At 32.2% G+C, this 25,955-nt stretch carries 24 protein-coding genes; 3 read left to right on the plus strand and 21 right to left on the minus strand.

Translation table 11 applies throughout. The annotated features are described in order from the left end of the window. Positions 1-3: 3 nt before the first annotated feature. Entirely contained in the window at positions 4-486 is a 483-nt protein-coding gene (locus CEQ21_RS05780; protein ID WP_185763661.1) for a hypothetical protein, read from the plus strand. After that, positions 483-1,010: a permease gene (locus CEQ21_RS05785; protein ID WP_185763662.1), complete on the plus strand. Its 528-nt coding sequence runs from the start codon at positions 483-485 to the stop codon at positions 1,008-1,010. Before CEQ21_RS05780 ends, CEQ21_RS05785 begins: the two co-directional genes overlap by 4 nt. Positions 1,011-1,328: 318 nt before the next feature. Here CEQ21_RS05785 and CEQ21_RS05790 read toward each other — a convergent pair whose 3' ends face one another. Continuing rightward, the gene (locus tag CEQ21_RS05790; RefSeq protein WP_185763663.1) at positions 1,329-2,687 is read right to left on the minus strand and encodes an SMI1/KNR4 family protein; all 1,359 of its coding nucleotides are present in this window, start codon (positions 2,685-2,687) and stop codon (positions 1,329-1,331) included. A 377-nt stretch (positions 2,688-3,064) separates the two neighbouring features. On the opposite strand from CEQ21_RS05790, the gene CEQ21_RS05795 reads away from it, so the two are divergent. Continuing rightward, entirely contained in the window at positions 3,065-4,189 is a 1,125-nt protein-coding gene (locus CEQ21_RS05795; RefSeq protein ID WP_235907213.1) for a DUF6688 domain-containing protein, read from the plus strand. 508 nt (positions 4,190-4,697) lie between these two features. On the opposite strand, the gene CEQ21_RS05800 is transcribed toward CEQ21_RS05795, so the two are convergent. The 20 genes from CEQ21_RS05800 to CEQ21_RS05895 all read right to left on the minus strand — a co-directional run bounded on the left by CEQ21_RS05800 (position 4,698) and on the right by CEQ21_RS05895 (position 25,416). Next, the gene (locus tag CEQ21_RS05800) at positions 4,698-4,922 is read right to left on the minus strand and encodes a hypothetical protein (RefSeq protein WP_185763665.1); all 225 of its coding nucleotides are present in this window, start codon (positions 4,920-4,922) and stop codon (positions 4,698-4,700) included. 534 nt (positions 4,923-5,456) lie between these two features. Next, positions 5,457-6,065 (minus strand): transglutaminase-like domain-containing protein, encoded by a 609-nt coding sequence (locus CEQ21_RS05805; protein WP_185763666.1) that lies wholly within the window; start codon positions 6,063-6,065, stop codon positions 5,457-5,459. Between the two features lie 349 nt (positions 6,066-6,414). After that, entirely contained in the window at positions 6,415-6,594 is a 180-nt protein-coding gene (locus tag CEQ21_RS05810; RefSeq protein ID WP_185763667.1) for a hypothetical protein, read from the minus strand. Positions 6,595-6,733: 139 nt separating this feature from the next. Beyond that, positions 6,734-7,228: a hypothetical protein gene (locus CEQ21_RS05815; RefSeq protein WP_185763668.1), complete on the minus strand. Its 495-nt coding sequence runs from the start codon at positions 7,226-7,228 to the stop codon at positions 6,734-6,736. A 1,140-nt stretch (positions 7,229-8,368) separates the two neighbouring features. Then, positions 8,369-8,839, minus strand: coding sequence for a hypothetical protein (locus tag CEQ21_RS05820; RefSeq protein ID WP_185763669.1), 471 nt, complete (start codon positions 8,837-8,839; stop codon positions 8,369-8,371). A 183-nt stretch (positions 8,840-9,022) separates the two neighbouring features. Continuing rightward, a complete protein-coding gene (locus CEQ21_RS05825; protein WP_185763670.1) occupies positions 9,023-9,898 on the minus strand; it encodes an SDR family NAD(P)-dependent oxidoreductase in 876 nt (291 codons plus the stop codon). Positions 9,899-9,970: 72 nt separating this feature from the next. Continuing rightward, entirely contained in the window at positions 9,971-10,543 is a 573-nt protein-coding gene (locus tag CEQ21_RS05830; protein WP_185763671.1) for a TetR/AcrR family transcriptional regulator, read from the minus strand. 119 nt (positions 10,544-10,662) lie between these two features. Further along, entirely contained in the window at positions 10,663-11,703 is a 1,041-nt protein-coding gene (locus tag CEQ21_RS05835) for an NAD(P)-dependent alcohol dehydrogenase (RefSeq protein ID WP_185763672.1), read from the minus strand. A gap of 66 nt (positions 11,704-11,769) precedes the next feature. Next, the gene (locus tag CEQ21_RS05840; RefSeq protein WP_185763673.1) at positions 11,770-12,822 is read right to left on the minus strand and encodes an MBL fold metallo-hydrolase; all 1,053 of its coding nucleotides are present in this window, start codon (positions 12,820-12,822) and stop codon (positions 11,770-11,772) included. 63 nt (positions 12,823-12,885) lie between these two features. Beyond that, complete coding sequence (locus tag CEQ21_RS05845; RefSeq protein ID WP_185763674.1) at positions 12,886-13,458, minus strand: TetR/AcrR family transcriptional regulator; 573 nt, start codon at positions 13,456-13,458, stop codon at positions 12,886-12,888. Positions 13,459-13,544: 86 nt separating this feature from the next. Continuing rightward, positions 13,545-13,793: a helix-turn-helix domain-containing protein gene (locus CEQ21_RS05850; protein ID WP_268878976.1), complete on the minus strand. Its 249-nt coding sequence runs from the start codon at positions 13,791-13,793 to the stop codon at positions 13,545-13,547. A 274-nt stretch (positions 13,794-14,067) separates the two neighbouring features. Then, positions 14,068-15,525: a glycoside hydrolase family 1 protein gene (locus CEQ21_RS05855; protein WP_185763676.1), complete on the minus strand. Its 1,458-nt coding sequence runs from the start codon at positions 15,523-15,525 to the stop codon at positions 14,068-14,070. A gap of 18 nt (positions 15,526-15,543) precedes the next feature. Next, positions 15,544-17,415 carry a beta-glucoside-specific PTS transporter subunit IIABC gene (locus tag CEQ21_RS05860; protein WP_185763677.1) on the minus strand — a complete coding sequence of 624 codons (1,872 nt, stop codon included), beginning with the start codon at positions 17,413-17,415 and terminating at the stop codon, positions 15,544-15,546. Between the two features lie 198 nt (positions 17,416-17,613). Continuing rightward, the gene (locus CEQ21_RS05865; RefSeq protein ID WP_185763678.1) at positions 17,614-19,980 is read right to left on the minus strand and encodes a GH39 family glycosyl hydrolase; all 2,367 of its coding nucleotides are present in this window, start codon (positions 19,978-19,980) and stop codon (positions 17,614-17,616) included. Between the two features lie 508 nt (positions 19,981-20,488). Further along, positions 20,489-20,968, minus strand: a complete 480-nt coding sequence (locus CEQ21_RS05870; RefSeq protein ID WP_185763679.1) for a PTS sugar transporter subunit IIA — start codon at positions 20,966-20,968, stop codon at positions 20,489-20,491. A gap of 12 nt (positions 20,969-20,980) precedes the next feature. Beyond that, positions 20,981-21,265 carry an antibiotic biosynthesis monooxygenase family protein gene (locus CEQ21_RS05875; protein WP_185763680.1) on the minus strand — a complete coding sequence of 95 codons (285 nt, stop codon included), beginning with the start codon at positions 21,263-21,265 and terminating at the stop codon, positions 20,981-20,983. Continuing rightward, a complete protein-coding gene (locus CEQ21_RS05880; protein WP_185763681.1) occupies positions 21,262-22,647 on the minus strand; it encodes a glycoside hydrolase family 1 protein in 1,386 nt (461 codons plus the stop codon). The genes CEQ21_RS05875 and CEQ21_RS05880 overlap by 4 nt, the downstream gene beginning before the upstream one ends. After that, the gene (locus CEQ21_RS05885) at positions 22,637-24,058 is read right to left on the minus strand and encodes a PTS transporter subunit EIIC (RefSeq protein WP_185763682.1); all 1,422 of its coding nucleotides are present in this window, start codon (positions 24,056-24,058) and stop codon (positions 22,637-22,639) included. Before CEQ21_RS05885 ends, CEQ21_RS05880 begins: the two co-directional genes overlap by 11 nt. Before the next feature lie 201 nt (positions 24,059-24,259). Then, complete coding sequence (locus CEQ21_RS05890; protein ID WP_185763683.1) at positions 24,260-24,739, minus strand: MarR family winged helix-turn-helix transcriptional regulator; 480 nt, start codon at positions 24,737-24,739, stop codon at positions 24,260-24,262. A 365-nt stretch (positions 24,740-25,104) separates the two neighbouring features. Beyond that, complete coding sequence (locus CEQ21_RS05895; protein ID WP_185763684.1) at positions 25,105-25,416, minus strand: hypothetical protein; 312 nt, start codon at positions 25,414-25,416, stop codon at positions 25,105-25,107. Between the last annotated feature and the right edge of the window lie 539 nt (positions 25,417-25,955).

The raw sequence follows: 25,955 nt of genomic DNA on the forward strand, positions 1-25,955 counted from the left end.
ATAATGATTAGTGGAATTATTCTCTATACTATTGCCGCTATTTTTTTGGGAAATTCCTTCATAAAAGACAAACATAAAACAAAGGCTGCCCTTTTGAGTTCATGGAAAATGTTCCGCAATGTTTTACCGGATTTATTAGCGATTATGCTTTTTATTGGGCTGGCATTATCGTTATTTACACCGAATCTTATCTCGTCAGTTATTGGTGAAAGTTCCGGCTTATTAGGTATCATTTACTCAACAATCGTCGGCTCTATTGCTTTAATACCGAGCTTTATTGTCTTTCCTCTTGGCCATACATTAATTCAAAATGGTGCCGCGCTTCCACAAGTAGCTGTATTAATGTCAACAATGATGTCCGTAGGACTTGTAACTTTATCCATGGAACAAAAAACTTTCGGAAGAAGATTTGCTTATGCCCGAAATATTTCTGCCATAATAATGTCTCTTCTATTTGGATTGATTATTGGGGTGGTAATGACATGACAAAGCTAAAAGAATATCGTTTCTTTTTCATCTTATTATTATGCCTTCTTATAACTGCGTTTATTAATCACTCTATAGCTTTGAAAACCGTTCAGATAACTGGTAAGAGTATTTTAGATATGTTAATCCTCCTTCCTCCTATATTCATTTTAGTGGGATTATTAGATCAATGGGTAAAAAAAGAATCACTTATTCGGTATATGGGAGAAAAATCAGGTATATATGGCGTCTTCTTCACTTTATTATTAGCAACGGTGGCTGCAGGCCCTCTTTATATTGCCTTTCCAATTGCAGTAGTATTATTAAAAAAAGGAGCAAGTGTCCGCTATATAGTGTTTTTCTTAGGGGCTTGGTCAACAGTTAAATTACCAGTTATAGTCTATGAAATCACTTCATTTGGCTCAAAATTCACACTTATTCACATTTGTTTTGGCCTCTTGTTTTACTATTTAACAGGAATTCTATTTGAAAAGTTTTATAACCGACAAACTTTGATAATGCATGATCTAAAAAAGAAAGTCTAGATACAAAAGCATAAGAACTTGAACTTAAATGCAAAATTTTCCGAAGAGTTAAAATTAATTATATTTCTCATAAAAAGAACTTTACTTTTATAAATACTATGCTTTAAATAACCCTGTACCTATGTAATTGTTTAGAAACAAGAGGATATGATACACTGTATCCTCTTGTTAATTTCCTTTTGAAACTAAACTGCCACGATTGTTCCATAAGCTATTTTTCATTTAATACAGAAATGCTGGCACTATAGCAACATAAGAAAATGACCTCCCTTTTATTTAAAAAGGGCACCCGTTAACTTAAGTACATTGTTTCAAAAACTAATAAAATATTTTTATGTTTTGTATGACCTTCTCTATGGATATTCTCCTCTTTTTTATCAATTGCTTATCATGGAATTGAACAAGAAAATCAGTAAATTTCGACTTTGTTGGAAGATCTGAAATAATATGAGTGTATTTATCTTTTGCGACCTTCTCATGGATATACATTTCTAATGCGTGAATTACAGTTACTTCATGCTTTTCTTCTAAAGAGGTCCACCTTTCTAAGTCATCCCATGAAAAGTTTGACCTTACGAAGAGCTCATCCCAGCCTTCTGTTACAGGAAATTTCACATGATTCTCCATCCACAAAATAACATCCCTCGAATGAAAATCACCAAGATGGGAAAGTGCATCATACCCAGTTATCTTTTTATTAGATTCTTGTTCAAGAAAATTAAATACCAGAGATAGTCCCTTATCCTTACCTAAACACATTGAGGTTAGATAAGAACGTAATCTAGTATCGATATTAAATTGTTTAATTTCCCATAAGCTTCTAACCCAGGTCTCTGCGTAAATCCCTAAAACTCTTCCAATAATCTCACATATTATCTTTTGGTCATTAAATGCCTCTTGTTTATGTAATTCTTCTATAAGGAAATCAAATAACTCATTTTTATTAAATCTCTGGAGACAGTCGATTGATTCTTCATCTAATTTCTTTCGATAAACAACATAAGCAATTAACTGTTCCATGTTATCTTTCACATCATCTAGGGTTGTCTCTGAAAATGACTCAAACCATTGCTTCCACTTAACTGCTGCTAGACTTGTAGTATTCAACCCTGTATCACTTAGAAAATATTCAAGCTGCCATTTTTCACTACCAATACACCCTAGTTCAGTAATCCTAAATAAATAATCGATAAACGAATCCGCAATATAAGTAAATGTATCTTCTTCGTGATCCCAATAAATAACTGGTTTCTCATCACTCTCAGCAGTCATATCAAACGCATAAATATCTCCATTTCCAGCTTGAGAAAACTCTAATTTCCCTCTCAGCAACCTTCCATAATCTTCTCCATCTTCTATAAGTTCGTTAGCTAACATATTTAAATTATGAAGGGTTTCAATATTCCAATTTATTTCTCCTGAGAATATTTCCGTAAATTCTCTAGGAATCATTGTATCCTCAGAAAATGAGTAATAAAACGATAATGATTTACCTAAATTATGTAATATATATTTATACGAAGAAGGTAAATGATAACCTAACTCCTTTTCTTTAGCTTCTATCTCATTTATTGTTGCTGTCTTTCCAATTACGATTGGGTGGACTTGGCCGTTATTGTTCTCTAATTTTTGAAGTATCTGCTCCCATCTTGATTTTAGGATTTTAAAATCCTCCATACTTTTTAACCCCCATTTCATAGTTCTAATTATAATTCAATATGGAAATGGTAAATACCATCTTGTACTAAACTGCCTCGTTTGTGTCACAAGAAAGGTCCTTTTCATTTAATACAGGATGCTGCCAAGTTAGCTCTAAGCAAAACAGAGCATATTCCCTTTCTGGAACATTACTCTTATTTCCTCCTTTTAAATTTGTTATTCCTTTGAAATACATCGTTATGTTACCTTTAGGTGCAAATCGCAATCATTAATAATAAACTTCTTTTTTCATCTACTACAAAGTAATTCTATATACTAGATTAAAATTTTATGGTACATTTTACTAGTAAGTTATTGTTCCAATGAATTGTTTGGGAGGAGGATGTTTGTTGTTAGTGATACTTTTAATTTTAATTTCAGTTCCAATATATTCCTTAATATTAATGGTTCGGAGTTTTAAAAGGAAGACTAAGCATGATGCTAAGGCTGGAACAGTCAAAATGAAAACAAGGGATTCCTTACTTTCTATAGGTATTTATTGTTTATTTTTGCTTGGCTTTTATTTAAATAGTAGTGCCGTGGATGCTGGTGAGCCATTGCGTATCTATGAATTTACTGGTGCCAAGTCAAATGGATATGCTTCGTTTGCCAATGAATATATAGTAGCAGTGATTGTCTTAATAACATTAGGAATGCTTTCCTTTTTTCTCGCAAGTATTAGCTATAAGTCTATTTCGCCTATTGTGTATGTGATATGTAGTACATTAATTATAGCTAATATCATATTGGCAGTTGTCTATCTTACTCATACAGGCTTCTCACATGATGGTGAAGAATACTCGGTCCTCCTTCTGCAAATTAGCTTTCAATCACTAATTTTTTTATTTATCTCAAGATTGAAAGATTTTCTGGATTATTTTCTTGATAGACAAAATGAAAAAGAGACTGAGTACAACAATAAATTTATTCTATTTCTCTACAGAATATCTAATAACGATCAAAAGATGTCAAAACTATGGGTAATATGTTTATTTCCAGTTTTAATCATCTTCCAGCTGGTTTTGGTCCTGTTTGGACAACGTCCAGATAGCTTTATTCGTGTGTTCCTTGAAACGAGCTCTTTCATTTATTCGAAAATCCCTGCGCCAAAACCAGAGCTAGTAGAGGGTGACGGGCATTATTTATGTACGGTCACTGTGAAAGGGCATAAAAAATTGGTCAAAACAATCAGAGCTGGTGTAAGAAGAGGAATAAGAATCTCTGTGAACCGCCAGTTGCTTATTGCTAATGCGTTAGAGAACATTCTAGAACAATATGTGCCAACCATCCATAAAGTCATCCGTAACTTTTACGATAGATATGGCTATCCAATAAGTAGGCATATCAATTCAAAATGGTCCGCAGACATCATTTATCTTTTAATGAAGCCTTTAGAATGGTTCTTCCTTTTTGGGCTGTATACGATAGACAAAAAACCCGAAAACAGAATTCATATACAATATAGTGAGTTGAGAAAGTGAAAAAACAAGTTAGTTTACTCTATGGTATTCGCTTTTTATTAGGTAATTTGTTTCATAAATGAATAATTTGATAGCCAACTTTTAGAAGAAAAGAAATCATCTCACACTGAAGAAATGAGATGATTTTTATTTTCAGTATTAAAGAAATCAGTTATCTAGTTGGGTACACTAATATAGATTATTTTCGTGAGCTCTTTGTAAAAAAAATAAGTGTCTCTTCCAAGGCATATCGAAAAAAGAATACTATTTTATGAGCTTTAGACAATAAATCTAAGTTTAAAAAGGTTAACCAACATAAACAAACAGCTGACATCTCAGCTGTTTGTTTTTTCTTTTTATTCAAATATAGGCTTATCCGCTGACAGCCTTCATAAATTAACACTATTAAGTCAGCTAAAACCTAAAGATTATTTCTAGACATATTCCTTTAACCCCTTCTTCTTTCACTAAATTCACCTTGGTGTACCAGGGGAAGGTACATTAAGGACCCTCAAAAAGGGACGGCCCATTAATATAGTGGCTGTTGATTCTGACAAGCTGGAAATCCATTTATATCCTGAATCATATTAAAATCATATTGCTTTAATGCAAATTGTGATTGATACAAATATTCAATTACAAGTAGTTTTCCGCCGGATGTACCACATAAAACACCTGACGTTCCTTGTCCATTTGCTAATGAAAGACCAATAGGCTGACCAATCAAAAAGCTAACTTTTTGTTGCCACGGCATATTCATCACTCCTTCAAAGCCATCATATTTAGATATAAGAAATAAGTGCATGTATTGTTTTTTAAAATAAATTTTTAAAAATGTAGGGCATGCCTTAAGCTAGAGGTACGCCTTATTGCTCTTTAGTTGTACTATTAACACCTGTTGCCTTTCTATTAGATATCACATGATGACTTGAAAAAAGCGATTGCTCATTCAGTAAATGGGTAAGAGATATATCGTTTTTAGGATCAGACTTTTGCTAATTAAATTAGATTAAAGAAATGTTATTTTCTTTTTAATGTACCATTAGCGGACAAATGGCAGAATCATATAGAAATGACTCAGCAGCCAATTTTACTATTTCATTCCTTTGCAGCTAACTCTACATGGTTGTCACAAAAATATCGGTCATTCCATTATCAGTTAATTTAATTGAATTCCTTATTCAGATTGGACTCTTGTCTCTGAATACTATCTAATTTCACTAAATTACCACTTTAGTGAAATAAAAAAGCCCCCCCTTTAAATTTGGAAATCCAACTAGTGAAACAACTATAAACTCTCTGGCAAGTGAAGTTTATACATTTCTAATGCATTTGTATTTACTTTTAGAACAGCAACAATTTTAGGATGTGGCTTAGCATAAATAACTGGATAATCCTTCTCAGCAAGTTCTTCATTAATTGTAAAAGCTAACATTTCTTCTTCAATTGAAAATTGGGCATCAATTCCCGCTTTATTTCCACGCGCATCAACCCTAACCCATTTATGAATGGATTTCAGGTAGATAGAATTTAAAGCGTGAATACAATATCCTTTTTCTGACGTATCAAATAGCATTAACCTTTGATAAGAAAAGCCTGTTGGTATTCCCTGTGATCTTAATAATGCCGCTAAAAGGTGTGATTTTGCATAGCAGATACCCTCTTTATACTCCATTACTTCCGAAGCATTACAAGTAACTCGCTTTGATTGAATATCCCAAGAATGAGAAATTTCATCACGAACAAATTCGAAAGCCATTCTTGCCTTTTCCATTTCCGTTTGAGATGGATTAAAAAGTTCATCTGCTTTCTTTTTTATAATCGGATTAGAATAATTAACTTCGGTTGATTCGAGTAAATAGTCTTCTAGTTTTTCCGACTCACAGATCAAAATCATAATCACTCCCTTTCTTTCGAATGAATAAAAATTCAATAATTAACATTATTATACTGATTCAGTTTTTTAAATGAAAGGGTTTATTATTATGCTAATCTGTGGGTTAACGCCACGTTTCACCTTCATTATTAAATTACAGTACCTTTTAGCAAAAAAGCTGCTTATCGTAGCTTTCACCTTGTCTTATATGAAATTTAAAACCAATAGTAACCAAGTTGTACCCGAAGTCATTTTGTGCATGTTCGGAGACATCTCTCTTTATAGCCCTTATTAAATCGAAGTAAATCGAGAAATCCCTCAGTTATAACAATACCTCCCAACCTGTTAGTAAGTGGGAGGTATATAGTAATTAGTATGGGTGATTATTTTTATTTTTCCAATCCTCATAAAATTTCTGCACTGTATTATGGATACCGTATAATGCTAATAATATTAAATACAGCATCATAACAGTGGCAATTTCACCTGTGAAAATCGCAATCACAGCAATCAAAAGGATTGAAAAAGTATGTACCAATTTGTTGTTCATAGATAACCTCAGTATGTATATTATTTTTTCTTATTAATTTTACAATAATAAGTTTAATATTTTAATTTTTCATCTACTAAGGTGGAATGAATACATCTATAGATACTATCTTAATCTATTAATATTATAAAAGTCTTACTCATGACCATTTATCATTATCATCTATCCATTTCCAAGCAGTTAAATCAAATGATTTCAGTGAATCATGGAAAACAAAATAAGCAGGTAGATTTAATGAATCTGCAGCTGCATTCTTCCAGCAACTTTGAAACCACTCTACAATTGCTTTTTCTTCCTTAAATGCTAACTCTTCTTCATTTTCCTCATAAAAACTGTAAAATTCATCAAGATGTTCATCAGATATGTGACTTATTACCACATCTGAGATTATTCCCTCACTGCCAGCAAATAGCACTGAATCCTCAGTTTCTTTAAATACTTCATTATTATCTCTATCCATTGAAAACATCCTAATACTAAATGATGATTGCTCCATAAAAACAACGAAGTCTAATAAATCAATTTCAGGAGAAAAATCATATGCTCTAATCTCCTTTAATTTCTTTGTAAGAGTTTCTTTATTATTATTTAGGTTCTCTACAAATGTTTCCATATACTTATTAACGAAAAACATAACAACCTCCAAAGTATTTTTATCCATTATATACCAAAAAATACTGAGAAGTATATGTAAAAATGTATTATTCTAGTTTATGCTTCAAACGGAGCGAAAGGAAAAAACTAGGTAATTAATCCAAGTTAGTGGATTGATTGAGAAACATTTAGATATCTAAGAGGAAGAAAAGCGATTAAATTGATTACTCTTTTAGGGAAGCTGTGGCAATGGGTATAGAGCAAGCGAAAGAGATTATAAATATGGTGTCTAAATATCATAAAACTATTAGTCAATTTAAAGAGAGGTTACCCACAGCGTAACCTCTTAACAGTTTAAAACTAATATACGCTTATTTGCCTAAAATAAAATTCAAAAGCAAATAAACCATCGTTGACAATACAATAACAGGTACAATACCTACAACACCACGTGCTAAATATAGCTTTACACTATTTGATTGATATTTAGCAAATTTCAACTTTTTGACATAATTAGAAACCACAATAATTGAGAAGACTATAATTAAAATAGTGACAGTGCTACTCATCGCCGTTGCCAGCTTTCCAAAAAAAAACTATGCTTTCATTGTCACTTAAGCTATACACGATTTATTTCCCCCATTTTCTAAAACAGTCTCATTCCATTGGATATTTGTTTGTTCGGAAATGATTAACTGGTTCGTTTCGTTAACAATTAATTGTTTATTGTTGTTTGCTTGAGCATGTGTAAGACTTGGAGCAATTCCCGTAAATAATAAAATTGTTGTTAAAATCGCTGCACCAAATAATTTAATTATCTTTTGTTTTCCCCCTCTAAAATGTTATAACATATACAGTTTACTGTAAGGTTTATGCCTGTGAAGGTTTTTGAACTTTGTTAGGGGTAGTGAGAAACCCAACAGCTCTAATTTAGGCAAAATGCACAGCATGGTCCTAAGCTCGTATACTTGAAAAAAAGTAAAAATGTTTATGCATTTACTTCTTATTTCAAATGCTTCAATACATCGTCATATCCGGCACTCCACATAGAGAACATACTTAAAGTTTTCCAAACATCTAATTTTCCAATAAAATCCTTGTTCAGCATGTCTGCGAGTATTAGCTCATTTATAATAGAATTACTCTCTCGTTAACTACCTTTTAATAGCCAGATGCACATCTATGTATGGTTTTTAAATGGATATCGCTCTAAAGATAAAACTAAATTTTTAAATTCATCAATATCTTCTTTTATCCACTGATTCCTGTCAAGTTCGCGTATTACTTGCTTTGAAACAGAAAGTAACGAATCTTTGAGTTCTTTATAAAGGAATGTTCCTTTAAAACTTTCATTTAAGTCATCTTCAAAGCTAAAATTCATTTCTACTTGATCTTCACTTACTTTTTTCACCAGAACTTCTGGTGTACCATCCATAAAATCAAATTTATAAGTTGTTCCTATTCTAGAGATATCTACACTTCTAATAGATTTAATCCACCAAGATAAGATGATTACCAAAAAGTCATCCCATCCTTCATCAGGAAAATAGCGATGATAATCAATAATAAAATATATCGTGCCTGTTATATTTTTACTGCGATTAATTTCTAATGAATCTAAATCAACATAAAGGGAGATATGCTGTGCCAACTAATTCATCCCTTTCAGTTTGTTTTCTATACTATTCTCCAAAATTATTATATACCTTTTTTCACCCTGAAAGACTGTAACTGAAACAAAACATTTTTTTATTAAGTCTCCATTTTGTCTAACTGATGTTAAAATAAATGTAACTCAACTAAATAAAAGGACTACAAAAAGTCCTTTTACCCGTTAATACTTATATAATAAATATGGATTAATAACATTCATACAATAATCCCAAACCGTTTTTTCATTTTCGACTGAGTAGAAGCGATCGTAAGGTTTGATTTCCTTAGAATTGCCGAAGTATTTTCCTGTAATGCCTGTTACAGTTGGCGATGTAGCTAAAAATACATTTGTTGAAGCTCCTTTTTCTGGGCTCGCCATAATTGGCAAGGCGATTTTATATATAAGATTTGTTATAATGCCTTTATCACTGTCTTGACCAAAATTTGTGGCAACTGCACCAGGATGTGACACATTGACTGTAACATTATTTACTCCTTGATCTTTAAGTAATCGAGACATATGACGTGTGTTCCAAATCACGTAAAGCTTAGATAGTCCATATCTTTTCTGTGCGGAATAGTTTTCCTCAAGGTTCAGATCTGCCATGTTTGGTTTTCCACTGGCACGATGGGAAGCTGATGACATGTTAATCACCCGTGCATCTTTGCTTTTTTTTAAGATATCCAGTAGTAATTGCGTTAAAAGCAAGGGAGCTAAAACGTTCAATGCCATCGTCTTTTCAATGCCATCTTTCGTAATGGAGCGTTCGTTATCTAAAACAGCTCCAGCATTATTGATTAAAACATCAAGGTGATCATAACGTTGTTTAAAATTAATGCTCATTTGCTTGATAGACTCAAAAGAGAATAAGTCTGCTAGTATATAATCAACTTCATTGTTTCCAGTAGATGCTTTTATTTCATCTACTACTTTTTTGGCTTTATTTTCGTTACGGCCGTGAACAATGACTTTGTGTCCTTGCTTGGCTAATTCTTTAGCAGCCACCATGCCAATTCCGTCCGTTGCACCAGTGATTAAAATGGTTTTTGTTTTCATAAGTATACTCCTTCTTAATAAATGAATGTTCGTTTTTAAAAATAATTTATAAAAAGCACTCTAAGAGAGTGCTTATGCTTTAATTGCATCCCAACACATTTGAAATACTTCTATAAAGTCAACCTCATTGATATATTCCTTGGAATTAAGATTTTCCTTATAAATTTGGGAAATAGGATACATACAAAATCCAATAAGTATATTGGGATTCGTTTGCTTTAAAATACCTTCGTTTATGCCTTTTTCAAAGACCTGATAAACCATGCGACTTGATGTATCAAAATCTTTTACCGATAAAGAATTTAAAACAGGCGAATTAGAAGCTTGCTCTAAAAAAATAAAATAATCTCCTCTGTTCTTGAGGAATAGAAGGATATTTTCACAAAATTGCATAATAGATTGCTTAACCGGAGCTTCAGAAGTTAAATTTTTAGAACAGTCAAGCAGCATCTGTGTTTTAACGTCCAAGTAAACCTTTTGGATCATATCCTCCTTGTTCTCATAATAAATATACAGGGTTGAAGCAGAGACGCCAGCTGCTTTAGCAATTTTAGACATGGAGACATTCACAAAGCCAATTTCATTAATTTGTTGGATGATTGCTTTCACAATCGCTTCTTTTTTATTATTATCTTTTTTTCTCATATATCCATAATAACGAACATTCTGTTATAGTCAAGTTATAGAAAAGTATAGTCTTCATATGTTTCTCGTGTCCTTCATTTGGTAACTTCTTGATAAAGAAAATATTCAACTAGATTTAATTACAAAGTAGATGTATCAATAACAAATCGATACCTTACATCATTACGTTTAAGCCTATCAAACGCCTCATTAATTTGATTTGCATTTATTACTTCTATTTCAGGGGCAATATTGTGTTGTGCGGAGAAATTAAGCATTTCTTGTGTTTCAGGAATTCCACCCCCTGGAGTTGCAGCAATTCTGCGACGTCCCATCAGTATGCTAAGCGTATTAAATTGTTGAGGCTTTCCAGAATCACCGATTATAACAAATGTACCGTTAATATTAAGCATAGAAACATACGCATCCAAATTAAGATTTGCTGATGTAGTGTTTAAGATAACATCAAACTGGCCTGCTAGCTTTGTAAATGTATTTGGATCACTTGTTGCGTAGTAATGATCTGCACCAAATTTTAATGCATCGCTTTCCTTTTCCATAGTCTGACTTAAGGCAGTAACTTCTGCACCTAATGCATGGGCATATTTAATGGCTAAGTGGCCTATTCCCCCAATGCCTACAATAGCTATTTTTTTACCTGGTCCTATTTCCCAGTGCTTCAATGGATAGTAAGCTGTAGCTCCTGCGCAAAGTAGTGGGCTAGCAGCGTCTAACTCTAAATTGTCCGGAATTCGGAGAACATAGTCTTGTTTTATGACAATTTTTTGGCTGTAACTACCATATGTTACACTACCATCATAGTCTTGAGAGTTATACATCATAACCATTCCTTTTGTGCAAAACATGGTTTCACCTTGTAGACAATTCTCACACTCTCCACAGGAATTGACAAGAGGCCCAGCTCCAACCCGATCACCAACAGTAAACTTCGTCACTTCTGTACCTACTGCTTCAACAACTCCTGTCATTTCATGTCCAGGAACCATCGGGAATCTTGAGTACCCATTATCATTTTGTATCATATGAACGTCAGTATGGCATATCCCACTAAACTTGATATCTATTAATACATCATCAGGACGCAATTCTCTTCTCTCAATTGTTGTTTTTTCAAATTGCGCATTAGCACTTGAAACACTTAAAGCATGAGTTTTACACATTATATTTACCTCTTTCTTTACTTTTAGTTTAGACGTCACTATTTACAGGGCAATCTTTTAAACAGCTTACAATCTATCGCATCCCCCCTTATATATTCTCCACCAAGGAAATACTGGTCCTTGAGTCGAACCAATGTCAACATTTTCGCCAATGCGAGGTGCAGCAACAATAACGTTTCTTTCAACTGCAGCTTTCAGAACACGTTCAATGGGCTCATCCCAATCATGAATTGCCAATGTAAATGCCCCCCAGTGAATTGGGAGCAAGGTTTTACCTTGGAGTTCAATATGAGCTTGAACTGTTTCCTCTGGCAACATATGCAATGGCCACCAGCCGCTGTTGTCATATTGTCCAGCTTCCAGGAGCGTTACATCAAACGGGCCATATTTATCACCAATTTCCTTAAAGTGCGGACCATAACCACTATCTCCACCAAAAAATATCTTTTCATCCTTGCCCTCAATAATCCATGAACACCATAAGGTAGCATTATGATCAAACATTCCTCTTCCAGATGAGTGCTTTGCTGGTGTACAACGAAACGTTAGACCGAAAAACTCAGCTTCTTCCCACCAGTCAAGTTCAATAATCTGTTCTGCCTTAATCCCCCATCTTTGCAGATGGCTTCCTATGCCTAATGGAACAAGAAACATTTTAACCTTATTAGTTAATTTCTTTATCGTTTTAGAATCTAAATGATCATAGTGGTCATGTGATATAAGTACAGCATCAAGCTCAGGAAGATTATGAACCTCTATTGGTAGCTCCTTACTATAACGTTTTCCGCCTAATTTAAAAGGAGAAGAATATGCCTCAAAGTTTGGATCTAACAATAATAATTTGCCATCTAATTGGATTATTGAAGTAGAATGCCCTAACCATGTAACAGATGCTTTATTTGATTTGCTGGTAAGTGTTGATATTTGTTGAACCCGAAGTGTTTCAGTAGGACGCTTATTGGGATTTCCTTTAATATAATCAAGCATCACTGGTAGCAAAGCCTTAAAACTGTAGTCAATCGGCGTTTCATTTGGATACTTAAATTTTCCTTTACTAAAGTTTTTCGATTGTTGTTTTCGTAAACTTGTATTTCGCAACTGTTCTTCTCCAAGTATCATTTTCAAACTCCTTAAATTCAAATTAAATGAACGTTCGTTCTTAAAATATTAAAATGAAATAGCCTAAGCTTTAATAGCATCCCAACTCAGTTCAATTAAGTCACCTATATTTTTCTCATTTAGTTTCCATTCACCATTAAAATGCTGCTTAACAAGTGCCGCAACTGGCGCATGGACTTGAACTAACAGCAACAAAATGTCACATTCTTTTAAAATTTTTTGCTCAATTCCCCTATCAACCAGTTTAAACAATGGAAGGAACATGTAGCTTGAATCCTCCAAACATAAAATTTGTAGCAAAGGGGAATTGCTAAATTGTTCCAGAAATAGAAATTCAGCTTTATAATTAAATATAAATTCAATTTGATTTCGAATAACAATCTCAAACGCAGTCTTTATAGGCATTGTATCCTCTATTCCCGCAAGAATTTGATTACTCATCTTTTGCTTGACCATTGCATAAAGCTTACTTAACATATCCTCCTTATTTTTAAAATAAATATAAATAGTTGAAGGGGAAACATTAGCACGCTTGGCAATTTTAAACATTGATATATCCGAGAAGCCGACCTCATTTAATAGTTGAATGGTAGCTTGAAAAATAGCTTCATTTTTATTTTTGTCTTTGTTTCTCATAAATTCTATAATAAACGTTCATTCGTTTATAGTCAATTGGAATATCTTGACCTTTGTCTAATTTTATTTCATTTGTTTTTTTGAATTTAATATTTTAACAATACTATTGGAAGTGGGAGGCTTTTAAAAGCATAAATTGTACCATTCTGTGCACAATATGCGCGTTTTTTTCTTTCATTTCCATGTACCAAAAACACATTAATTCTATTTACTTCTAAATCTATTCCTTCGAAACGATCCATCCATTTCTTGATCATTTCAATTTTCAAGGCAATTGCCGCTTTTGTCATATAAAATCTATCCGCTAAGTCTTGCATAGTTATATAATTACTCAAAAAAAAGATAAGGAATTATTGATGAATACTGTGGCAATAAAGTATTTTTTCTAATCCTTTCTTTTAAAGAAGTAATAATACATTATTGTGATTGCAGCAATTGCATTTATGTATTTCTTAATTTTCTTGGTGTTTTCTTGATACAGTAGATATTGTACCTGTTGTTTAACTATTGCACCCGTTAGTTTAAGTGTAAACATTCACAAACTTTCTCCAGTTAATATAAAAAAGAACTCCCCTTAATTGAAAGGGAAGCTCTATTCGTATTGATTGTCTACTGAAATTGATTTAACTTCGTCCCATTAATTTCTTGCCCATTTGTTTTTATTACATTTTGATACCAATAAAAGGATTCTTTTTTTATTCTTTTTAAAGTTCCATTTCCTTGATCATCTGTATCGACATATATAAATCCGTATCTTTTCCGCATAGTACCACCTGAAAGGCTAACTAAATCTAAAGCACTCCAAGGTGTATAACCTATTAACTCTACACCATCTTCAATGGATTTAGCCATTTGATCTATATGCCTACTTAGATAATCAATTCGATAATCGTCAAATACCTTATCATCTTCCGTAACTATATCAGTAGTTCCCATACCATTTTCTACAATCATAATAGGAATTTGATAACGATCATAAACATTATTTAATACCCAACGCAATCCTAATGGATCAATCTGCCATCCCCATTCCGTTGCTTTTAAGTATGGGTTCTTGGCTCCAATTACTAAATTACCAGACATCATTTCTTGATCTTCTTCAATACCTATACAGTTTGTCATATAGTAACTCATTGAATAGAAATCAACTTTCCCTTTGCGCAATATTTCCTCATCTTCAGGTAACATCTGTAGCTCAATATTCTTTTCTTTAAAATAGCGTTCTGCATATCTTGGGTAGTATCCTCTCACTTGAACATCGCCACATAGCATATTTTTAATCTGATCGTGTTCCTGTGCTAATCTAATGTCTTCTGGTCGACAAGTTAAAGGATAACTACACATATATGCAATCATACAACCTATTTTATTATCTTCGTCAATTTCATGTCCCATTGCTACAGCCTTTGCACTAGCAATAAATTGATGGTGAAGTGCTTGTATGCGGATTTTCTTCGTATTTTCTTCAGATTTGATTGGTATATTTACTGCACCAGCAGTAAGAATACCAAATGGTACTAAAAGACAGTTAATCTCGTTAAATGTAATCCAGTGTTTTACCTTCCCTTTATAACGGGTGAATAATACTTCACAATAATTTAAATATGAATTAATCATATCTCGACTCGTCCAGCCACCAAACTTATTAGCTAAATTAAGTGGAGCATCATAATGAAGAATAGTAACAATAGGTTCAATATTGTATTTTTTTAATTCATGAAATACTTCATCATAGAATTTTAAACCTTCCTCATTAGGTTCTGTTTCATCTCCATTTGGAAAGATACGACTCCATGCAATAGACATTCTATATGCTTTTAAACCCAGCTCTGCAAAAAGCCGGATATCTTCTTTAAAATTATGATAGAAATCACTTGCTACCTGTCCAGGATAATAAACGTCTGGCTTGACCTCATGTGTTTGAATTCTGAACGCACTACCATCTATACTTCCCCCTAGTACGTCTAATACACTTGGCCCTTTCCCTCCTTTATCCCATCCACCTTCAACCTGTCCTGCGGATGTAGCTGCTCCCCATAAAAAGTTTTCTGGAAATTTATTAGTCATTTTTATCTCTCCCATTCCTTATGCATTTAAAACGGTATCGCCATAAGTAACTATACCTATCTCATTATTTAAATTTTTGTAGTTATTTGAATTCATTACTATAATAGAGGTTGTTACATCATATCCAAGATTTTCAATCTCATTTAAATTAAATTCAATTAGAAGATCTCCTTTTTTCACACTTTCCCCCACGTTAACAAAGGTTTGGAAATGTTCACCTTGCAACTTAACTGTATCAATACCTACATGTATTAGGACTTCCATACCCTTTTCACTAACTATAGCAACAGCATGTTTTGTATCACTAACTATTGCAATTGTCCCGTCAAATGGAGCAACTACTTTTCCTTCTGATGGAATAATAGCAACACCTTTTCCCATTGCTTCAGACGCAAAAGTTGCATCATTTACTTCTGTAATTGGAATTGACTGTCCCTTTAAAGGACTAGCAACTTTCTCTCCTTCTACCAAAATTTCTTCTGATTTATCTATTACGTTTTTGTTTTTGTCATTTTCTTTACCTTGGATGTCCTTAAATCCTAAAATCATTACCGCAATAAACGTGAAAATAAAAGCAGCTATAATAGAAATAATTGTCCAAAGGAGAGACATAAATCCATCATCTCCAATAAATATTGGTAATGAGACAACACTTGGATTTACAAATGAATAGGCTGTAACTCCAGTTAATCCTGCAATTGCTCCCCCTAACGCAGAGCCAATTAGAACTGCAATAAATGGCTTCTTTAGTCTAAGATTGACACCATATAAAGCAGGTTCAGTTATACCAAATATTGCGGAAATACCTGCTGAAATTCCAGTTCCTCGCATTGCTTTATTTTTAGTTTTTGTTGCAACAGCAAATGCAGCACCTGCTTGAGCTATATTAACCACCAAACCGCTTACAATTAATACTGGATCAAAACCTTTTGTAGCAAACATTGTAACAATCAAAGGAATTAAAGCATTATGTGTTCCACTTAGTACAAGGAAAGGATAAATAACTGCATTTATACTTACCGCAATCCAACCCCATGTATTCATAATGTCAACAAATCTCGCAAAATACTCACCTGCCATTGCACCAATAGGTCCAAATACAATAAGCATTATAGGGGCAACAATCAATATATTTAGCATTGGCCTTAAAAATACTTTAATAGTCGCTGGACTATATTTGTCAGTAAATCGATTCACATAAGATAATATCCAAACACTTAATATTACTGGTACTGCCTGAGCACTATAATCAAACAATTGCATTGGAATTTTTAAGAAGCTAGTCGAAGTTGCTCCTTCTGCTGATAATGCAATAAAATTAGGATGTAATATAATTGCTGCTAAAACCATTGCTGTAAAGTGATCTGTTTTCAGTTTTTGTGCAGCTGTGAAAGCAACAAAGAAAGGCAAGAAGTAATAGACACCATCACCAAGGATAGTTAAAATTGCTAAAGTCGGGCTCCCATCTGAAAGAATATTCAGGTTAATTAGGATGGAGCATAGTACTTTAATCATTCCTGCTCCAGCAATAACCGGTATTATTGGTGTAAAGCAGCTGATGAATACATCTAGCACACGGTTACCTAAAGATTTCTTTTCCGAATTGTTTTCTTTTTTATTCTTTTTATGGTCTTTTTCTGTATCAAAAGAAGACATTTCTATAAACTCTTTATAGACCTTATCTACTGTTGTTCCAATAATTACCTGATACTGTCCCCCTTGATTTACTGTACCGCTTACATTTTCTAAATTTTTAATAGCTGTATCATTGACTTTAGACTTATCCTTTATTGAGAACCTTAACCTAGTTACACAATGAGAAACAGAGTTAATATTTTCACTGCCACCTATGTTTTCAAGGATGTCTTTTGCTGTTTGTTTGTAACTCATACATTATCCTCCTTCAATAGAGCTCTTTTACACCTTAATAATAATTTATTGTAAACACTTTCAATAGTTTGTTTTCTGCGAATTAGAATGTAAATTTTTACTCAAAAGGTTATTTCAAAAGTAGAATATTAATAATTCGATATGAATTTTTGTTATCATTCATAAAAAATAGGATATCTAAATTTAGATATCCTTTAATTAATATTGATAAGTTATTCGAATACTTTGAATCTCATTTCTTTCCAAAATGGTTTCAAATTCAAATGTCCCGTTTTCTACATTTACTTCGTGTATTTTCATTCTTGGTAAAGCAATATCCCTTAGATAATCTATTTCACTTTTACTAAGATCCATGCCTGAGTTCAATTTAAACCATTCTTGTTGTATATTTCCATGATCCTCATTGACCGATTGTATTTTAACTTTATATGTTCCATTCTTTACATTACAAATTCTATAGTTAAGAACCTTTTTTTCTATTTGCTCAAAAATATCTGAATATACAATACGTTCATGCCCTTGATACTGTTCTAGATAGTATTTATAATTCAATCTTCCAACATTTTGACAGACTATAAAGTAATTCTCTGTACCATCAGATGTAATAAAACTATTATCATCCTTACCTAAATAATACTTTCCTTCACCAATATTAAGGAATGCATAAGCATAATAGGAAGGTTTTCTCAGTCCCTGATTGCTTAACAGTCCTGGGCTTCCATATAAGAGTAAAGGGGTATTAGCGGATGAAGAAAGAGAGTCTAGGGCAAACCAGTAACCCATTCCTTCTAAAAGGCCATAGCAATCAATAATATTTTTAATAATATATGCAGCTTTATAGCTACTATCATTTAAAAAATTATGTTGAGAGAGAGTAAAATTCCATATTGATAATTGTATATCATTAATTTCAAAATTCACTTCTTTCGATATTTCTCTTACCATTAATACCTGGTTTTTTATATATTGTCCGTCTAAAAGCCTCCTTATGTTTTGTTCTCCAGATATATGTAAGGAAGAATCCGGAAAGGATTGTAATGTAAGGTAATCAGGCTTACACTCATTATCGTGCCATTTTATCAACAACTCTTTTATTGTTTCTGAACCACAATGAATTGGTATACCAGCTCCTCCCACCTTAAATCCCGGAGAAAACTCGTTCAAAATTCGCTTAATATTATTGAAGTAAGTAAAGTAAAATTCATTAATCTCTAAATTGTCATTCTTGATTGCACCACTAATTTCAAAATACCATTCCTTCACCTGTCGAATTCCGTACCTATTAACAATATGAGACACAAAGCTTTTAAATAAATGAAGAAAATCATTAAGAGTTTGGCTTTTATCATTCGTTTCTAAAAGGAGCATATCTACCTCTGGATTTAAAACAATATAAGGTTTAATTTTATTATCCATTAAGAAGTCAAAAATTCTCTCTAGATTAAAAAAATTCTTTTTAGTAATTAAATCTTGTTCTAAGATCATTAATTCACTTGAAAACAAGTCCCAAATTCTTCCGTATTCAAAACCCAATTCTTTTTTTAGTTTAATAATATGGTTTTCCGAATTAAACCCCAATAGCCTAGATGCCTTATTTAGATTAATTACTTTTTTCCAATACTTGTTGAAAGAACTTTCATTATTGCCATCTAACTCAAGAACAGAAACTTCTTCTCGATAAACGTCATTTTTAACTTCTTTATTACTAATTATTTTTTTCATTTTTATTATTAGTTCATTCTTTTTCAAAGTATCTTGTTTATTTATAAAACTAATATGTTTAGTTCGAAAATCATGTGGAGTTGTTTGATATTTTTCCTTAAAAACCTTATTAAATGAACTTACATTAGGAAAACCATTATTCATCGCTATAGATGTAATAGAAAGCTTGGAAACTTTAAGCTCCTTAACAGCTTGATTTAATCTAAATTCATTTAAGAACTTATAAAAATTCATTCCAAAAACTTCTTTAAAATATTTAGATACATAAGCCGGCGAAAGGAATAGAAAATCCGCAAGATCTTTTAAGCCAATAGGATTTTGATAATTAGCTTCTACAAAAACTAGAATGTCATTTTTACGACTAGCCCCTAAATCATTAGAATTAAGCTGTTGTATAGAAAAGTCTTTAACTAAGCATTCTACTAACTGATAATTATACATATTTAAACTGATACTGCTATAGTGAGTATCCTCGTAATAACATTTAAGAATATTTTCTATAATATTTTTTAAAACCGAATATTTATGTTGATCATCTATTGAGGAGTTACATAAAAAATAGATATTTGATGAACGCAAATGCTTTAAAATCATTTGATAATTTATATGAAAAATAACATACAAAACTTCCTCATTTGTACTAAATGAGTGTTGGTGTGTGGAATTTATCACGATAAGATCTTCAGGAAAAAGTTTAAATTCTTCCTTGTCAATCTTCACATCCAAAGTTCCTTTTAATATATAAAGAAACTCCGCTTCTCTATGATAATGATTTGAAATATTCTTTTGATCAGTTAATTCATATGTAAGTAGTTGAGGCAGAGTATAGTGCATATTAGTCATTATATTTCCCTCCAGATAAAAGCTTTATTTATTACCTATAATTAACATTCGTACTTTTTTCATCATCCTCTTTTTTATTTTTTCTTTTATAATGATTTCTCTGATTGTCAGTTAAATCCTATCAGATTGATTCAATGAAATAAACATCACTATTCTTTACCATATGTATTCTATTGTTAGGGACATTCATTAAAATGGATTTATTATCCCAGCAGGTAAAGTAGTGTTTTTATGAATTACAAAAAATAAAAACGTCTAATCCCGTATATATCAAAGGTTTAGCCATATTTAAATTTCCAATTTAAATTATTAAATTAAGTTCGCTTTTTACCGAAAAAATTGTAATGCCAATTAATTTTAAGCATCATTCCACTAAGCATTAATCATATAAACACTATCAGCTTATCTTTTACCACGGATAATCACCATCTATTACAAAAAGAAAAGGACCGTCATTGACGATCCCTTGTAAATTATCTATCCAGCAGACCTTAAAATTAGTTTATAATCAGAGATTGATTTGGCCAACTAGTTGACTATTCTTAACATTATCCCCTAAATTAATTATGGAAAGTTCTTTTATTTCAGATGAATTTGTAATAACAACAATAATATCCGTTTGTTTGCCATTACTTTTAATTAAGTCCAAATCCATTTTAGCAATCTGTTGCCCTGCTGCTACTTTTTCATTCTCAGAAATAAATAACTCAAACCCTTCACCATTAAGCTCAACGGTATCTAAACCCATATGAACTAATATTTCTATTCCATTTTTAGATCTAAGTCCTATAGCATGCTTCGTGTTAAATATGCTGACAACATCACCCTCAATTGGTGAAAATACATTTCCATCTGAAGGTAGAACAGCAAATCCTTCTCCCATTAGTTTACTTGAAAACACTTGGTCTTTAACACCTTTTATATCTATTAAATCCCCATTACCAACCGCATACAGTTCAACACTTTTACTTTTTCGTTTAAATAACATACCTATACCTCTCTATACCAGTTCAAGTAATGTTGTTTCATTTTTTACGAAGTAAGGTTTTAAGGATGCTTTATGTTTCAGGAAAATCCCTCCAGCTTTTTCACTACCCATCCGTTCTTGAGATTCCCATACATTAACAATATACACACTATCTTCTTTCTCACTATCTGTAAGGACGTAAGCTCCTAGACACCCATCAACGTTCTCTTTATTTGCTTTACAAAATTCTTTTGCATTTTTTATATACTCCTCTTTTTTTCCTGGTTTAACAGTATTTTCTACCAATTGAATAATCATTTCATGTCTCCTTTTACATTTAATCCATTAGAATTAATAACTTCTTTGTACCAATAAAAACTATCTTTCTTATAACGTTTAAATTGATTATCATAATCAACATATACAAATCCATATCTCTTATTTCTATTTCCACTAGCACTATATAAATCAATACATCCCCATGGTAAATAGCCAAAAACAGGTACGTGGTCTTCTTCTACAGTCAATAATACCTGTTTAATGTGCTTTTCAAGATATTCTATTCGATAATCATCATGTACTTTTTTATCATCCGTTAATTGATCTGTTTCCACACCGCAACCGTTTTCAACAATCATTAATGGAAGCTTATAACGATCATATAGTTCATTCATAAATATTCGGAGTCCAAGGGGGTCAATCTGCCACCCGAAGGATGTCTTCGGCAAGTATGGATTGTGATAAGCTTGATAAAGCAACTGAACAGTCTCAGCCTCTTTTACTTTCTTAGGGTCTCTATCCTGCATACAAATACTAAAATAATAACTAAAAGAAATAAAATCAATTTTGGCATTTGGGTCTTCCATTAATTCCTTTTCAGCTTTGCTAAGTTTAATGTTTACCTTTCTTTCACTAAGTCTTGTGTAAAGTGTTTCATCAATTTTACCGGTTGTTAGAATATCTAGATCATTCCACATCGTTTCCCGATTATGTTTTTGTGCTTCTAGTACATCTACAGGATCAGAAGTAAGGGGATAAGCAAAAGCACTAGCTAACATACAACCTATTTGAGAATTTGGTACCAACTCATGCCCTAGTTGGACAGCTTTGAAATGGCAGATTAAAGAATTGATATATATATCCCATTTTATTTGTTCAAACTGATCATCTTCTGGTGAGACTTTTTCATCCAGGAACATATTGGGAATCAATAATCCTAGATTATTTTCATTAAGCGTTAACCAGTACTTTACGTATGCTCCGAATTCTTCATAACAAGTCCTACAATATCTTTCAAAATGTTCAATGAATCCCTTGTCTTTGAACCCATTGTATTTTTCTACTAACTCCTGTGGCATATCCCAATGAAAAAGTGTTACTACCGGTACAATATTATATTTCTTTAATTCTTGAAAAACTTTAATATAAAAATTTATACCTTCTTTGTTTGGTTCCTGTTCTGTTCCATTAGGATATATTCTAGTCCAAGAGATAGACATTCTAAATGCTTTAAAACCCATCTCAGCCATTAGGGCAATATCTTCCTTATAATGATAGTAGAATTCTGAAGCTTCTGAATATTTAACTCCTTTTCTTTGTTCTCGAATGTCGTATATACTTAACCCTTTTCCACCTTCTTTACCTCCACCTTCATATTGAAACGCTGAAGTTGATCCTCCCCAAAGGAAATTACATTCCATAATCCTTACCTCTTCTCTTCATAATTTTATTAAAGTCAAAACTTGATTTTGCTAAACCCCAGGTAAATAAAGCACTGGCAACGAATGAAATTACAATGGTTAATAAACCTATAATTAAGTTTTGAATTCCTTCGTCATTAATCATTGCTGGAATCCCTACGATACTTGACGAAGCTATCATAAACATTTTAAATTTAAATATTCCTGCAAATATTCCACCTACTAATCCTCCAAGCATTGCTCCAATAAAGCCATATTTTGACGGTAAATTGACACCATACATAGCAGGTTCTGAAATTCCTAATGCTGCAGTTAGAGAAGCAGACAAACCTTCTGACCGCTTTTTCTTATCCTTTGCTATCAGTGCACAAGCAAATGCAGATCCAGCCATAGCAAGATTCTCTGCTAGCATACTTGGCATTAACAATTGGTCATAACCAATACTCGTTAGTGTTGCAACAATAACAGGGAATGCAAAAGAGTGAGTTCCTGTTACAATCATTAGTGGTGTAAAGAATGCAAGAATACCAACTGCAAAGAAACCTAAGTTATCACCTAACCACACCACACCAGAACCTAAGAATCCAGCAATATAATGACCTAATGGGCCGATAACAATTAATTGGATCGGCAAGATTACAAGCATAACAGATAACGGAGCCATAAACGCTCGAACTATATCAGGATAAAACTTATTAAAGAGTCGTTCTAGATAAGATAAAAGCCAGACTCCTAAAATAACCGGTAATACAGCACGACTATAATCTATTGTTGGAACTGCAATTGATAGGAAATTTAAACTCTTGACTCCATGATCGGCAAAATTTAAAACATTTGGATGTAACATAATCCCTGCTAAAAGCATAGATAAAAATGGATTTGCTTTAAATACTCTAGATGAGGAAAATGCAATAAAGAAAGGTAAGAAATAAAAGCCCGCTTCATATACTATATTCATTAGGTAATATGTTGGATTTGTTTCCGTTACCACGCCAGTTAGCTTTAAGATAGTAACAAGAGCACCCATCATTCCGGAGGCCATTAATACTGGAACAATTGGGGTAAATATACCTGAAACTGCTTCGAAGAATTTATCAGATTTTGTTTTATCTTGTTTAGAAGACTCTTCTATGCTGGTGGACTCCATCTGATCTTCACCTATTATTTTCCTAACTTCTGCAAATGCTTTACTAACATCAGGTCCAATGACTATTTGGTACTGGCTATTTTGAACAATTACTTGAATAACCCCTTCAGTTTTTTCTATTGCTTCCGTATTTTCTCGAGCCTTTTCTAAATTTTTCAGATTAAATCTTAAACGGGTAGCACAATGAAATACGTTTTCAACATTTTCTTTTCCTCCTATAAGATTAATAATTTCTTCTGCTAATACCTTATAATTTTTCGCCATAACTTCTATCCTCTTCCCTTATTAGATTTACATAGCATACTATGTATATAACTAATTTTATCCATATACATAGTATGCTATGTATATGGATAAAAAAATGCTATAAAAAATACCCTATGTTTTAAAAAGCAAAAAATCGGCGTAAAAAACCAGTGATCACGATTACATAGTATACTATGTAATCGTTTTCGTCAATATATTTTATAAATATTTAAAATGATTCATAATCTTTTCGGCAATTTCTCTGAATTTTTCTTCCTCTTCCTTACTCAGTATTTTTTCAAATTCCTTTTGAATACTAATATATATATCACAACAAGATTCGTATAAACTCTCGCCTTTACTCGTTAGGTTTAAATTATAATATCTACCGTCCTTCATGCTTTTTTTGCGAATAATTAGGTCTTTTTTTTCCATTGATTTAATACTAACTGTTAAAGTAGGGTTTGTTAAACCAAAAGTTGTTTCAATTTCTTTCTGGTAGTTATCTTTCTCTTTATTTTTCATTAAGTAGATAATTACTAATGCTTGAATATGACTTATATCCAACACATCTAAACGATCAGTTAAATACCTAAACATTACTTTATCCAAATCATGTATAATCCTACTAAACCCCAAATTTTTCTGAGAAAAGATTATATCATCAATTACATAATTGGTATTTCCTTCTTGCATCATAGTTCCTCCTGACTGTTCACCATATACTCTATATTTTAAGATAGAATGAATACTACATACAAACAAAAGATTAGTCAATATTTGTTTTCCTACAATTAAAACTCTTTATAAAAGAATTATCTGCAATATTATCATAAACTTATAGCCAAAAACAGACTCCTTCTATTTCATTGTGAAAGAGTTCACTTAAACAAAACTGCCACGTTTCTTCCATAAGCTATGTTTTCATTTATTACAGGAATGCTGCCCCGATAGTACTAGAAAAACTTAAACATTATGCTGCTTCAGTTATTATAAAAGGGTTGCATGTTTAGCCTCTATAATAGTTACATTACAGTAGCCTTGTTAACTTATATGTTATTTTATTATTTAAAAAGTTTGTTTAGAAATGCTGTATATTCCTTTTCTTTCATTGTAATATCTATTCTGTCAATTCTATCTGAATCAGCAAACAATATCGGTGTTTGGCTGAATTTGATTCCTGTTGGTCCAATAGCACTCAAAATGAAATTAAGTACTTTAAAGCAATTTGTATCTAATCCATTTTCCGCCTTATTTTTTATACCAATAGTTACAAATCCCTCAACATTTGAAAATCTCTTTCTTTGTGGTGAGATATTTTGCCTTCTACAGTATCCTTTTAATGCCTCTTTAAAATAATCTACTTTAGAATCCATTTTTCAGTAATAACCTCATTCCGAATTAATATACTAAACTTTAACTTCGATGAGTACCTTACCAATTCCTTCTTACACTATCCTGCCATGTTTCTTCCAATAGTTTTTTTTCATTTATTACAGATATGGTTATATAAAACGGGCTCAATATCTGCACATCTAATATACCAATAATTACCAGGATATAATAGTTAGTTAATCATATATAATACATTACGTGTATAAGTTATATATGCATAAAATTGTCTCTACCCATTCAATTTTATACAATTTTGCTTATATGCTGTTCATCATAAAAGGAAAAAAGTAAATTTTTTTCTTTTGTGATGGATTATACACAATGTAGTATGTGGCGGCTAAAAAGGTAACAATTAATTCTGCTAACCAATCAGCAAAAGCTCCAATTTAGCAAGCATCTCAATACTAAATCCCTTCTTTTGGGCTTTCTTCACAAAATTCATTCCTAACCAAAACTCTTTAACCCTGTTATTCATTTTTGACTCTTCCTTTATCTTTATTATAGAAAGAAACCATTAAAT

The sequence above is a fragment of the Niallia circulans genome (assembly GCF_007273535.1).
Taxonomy (GTDB): Bacteria; Bacillota; Bacilli; order Bacillales; family Cytobacillaceae; genus Niallia; species Niallia circulans_B.

Excerpts from the sequence above, each read along its gene's own strand:
- CEQ21_RS05780 (WP_185763661.1), top strand. The coding sequence starts at position 4 with ATGATTAGTGGAATTATTCTCTATACTATTGCCGCTATTTTTTTGGGA.
- CEQ21_RS05785 (WP_185763662.1), top strand. The coding sequence starts at position 483 with ATGACAAAGCTAAAAGAATATCGTTTCTTTTTCATCTTATTATTATGC.
- CEQ21_RS05790 (WP_185763663.1), bottom strand. The coding sequence starts at position 2,687 with ATGGAGGATTTTAAAATCCTAAAATCAAGATGGGAGCAGATACTTCAA.
- CEQ21_RS05800 (WP_185763665.1), bottom strand. The coding sequence starts at position 4,922 with ATGCCGTGGCAACAAAAAGTTAGCTTTTTGATTGGTCAGCCTATTGGT.
- CEQ21_RS05805 (WP_185763666.1), bottom strand. The coding sequence starts at position 6,065 with ATGATTTTGATCTGTGAGTCGGAAAAACTAGAAGACTATTTACTCGAA.
- CEQ21_RS05810 (WP_185763667.1), bottom strand. The coding sequence starts at position 6,594 with ATGAACAACAAATTGGTACATACTTTTTCAATCCTTTTGATTGCTGTG.
- CEQ21_RS05815 (WP_185763668.1), bottom strand. The coding sequence starts at position 7,228 with ATGTTTTTCGTTAATAAGTATATGGAAACATTTGTAGAGAACCTAAAT.
- CEQ21_RS05825 (WP_185763670.1), bottom strand. The coding sequence starts at position 9,898 with ATGAAAACAAAAACCATTTTAATCACTGGTGCAACGGACGGAATTGGC.
- CEQ21_RS05830 (WP_185763671.1), bottom strand. The coding sequence starts at position 10,543 with ATGAGAAAAAAAGATAATAATAAAAAAGAAGCGATTGTGAAAGCAATC.
- CEQ21_RS05835 (WP_185763672.1), bottom strand. The coding sequence starts at position 11,703 with ATGTGTAAAACTCATGCTTTAAGTGTTTCAAGTGCTAATGCGCAATTT.
- CEQ21_RS05840 (WP_185763673.1), bottom strand. The coding sequence starts at position 12,822 with ATGATACTTGGAGAAGAACAGTTGCGAAATACAAGTTTACGAAAACAA.
- CEQ21_RS05845 (WP_185763674.1), bottom strand. The coding sequence starts at position 13,458 with ATGAGAAACAAAGACAAAAATAAAAATGAAGCTATTTTTCAAGCTACC.
- CEQ21_RS05855 (WP_185763676.1), bottom strand. The coding sequence starts at position 15,525 with ATGACTAATAAATTTCCAGAAAACTTTTTATGGGGAGCAGCTACATCC.
- CEQ21_RS05860 (WP_185763677.1), bottom strand. The coding sequence starts at position 17,415 with ATGAGTTACAAACAAACAGCAAAAGACATCCTTGAAAACATAGGTGGC.
- CEQ21_RS05865 (WP_185763678.1), bottom strand. The coding sequence starts at position 19,980 with ATGACTAATATGCACTATACTCTGCCTCAACTACTTACATATGAATTA.
- CEQ21_RS05870 (WP_185763679.1), bottom strand. The coding sequence starts at position 20,968 with ATGTTATTTAAACGAAAAAGTAAAAGTGTTGAACTGTATGCGGTTGGT.
- CEQ21_RS05875 (WP_185763680.1), bottom strand. The coding sequence starts at position 21,265 with ATGATTATTCAATTGGTAGAAAATACTGTTAAACCAGGAAAAAAAGAG.
- CEQ21_RS05880 (WP_185763681.1), bottom strand. The coding sequence starts at position 22,647 with ATGGAATGTAATTTCCTTTGGGGAGGATCAACTTCAGCGTTTCAATAT.
- CEQ21_RS05885 (WP_185763682.1), bottom strand. The coding sequence starts at position 24,058 with ATGGCGAAAAATTATAAGGTATTAGCAGAAGAAATTATTAATCTTATA.
- CEQ21_RS05890 (WP_185763683.1), bottom strand. The coding sequence starts at position 24,739 with ATGATGCAAGAAGGAAATACCAATTATGTAATTGATGATATAATCTTT.
- CEQ21_RS05895 (WP_185763684.1), bottom strand. The coding sequence starts at position 25,416 with ATGGATTCTAAAGTAGATTATTTTAAAGAGGCATTAAAAGGATACTGT.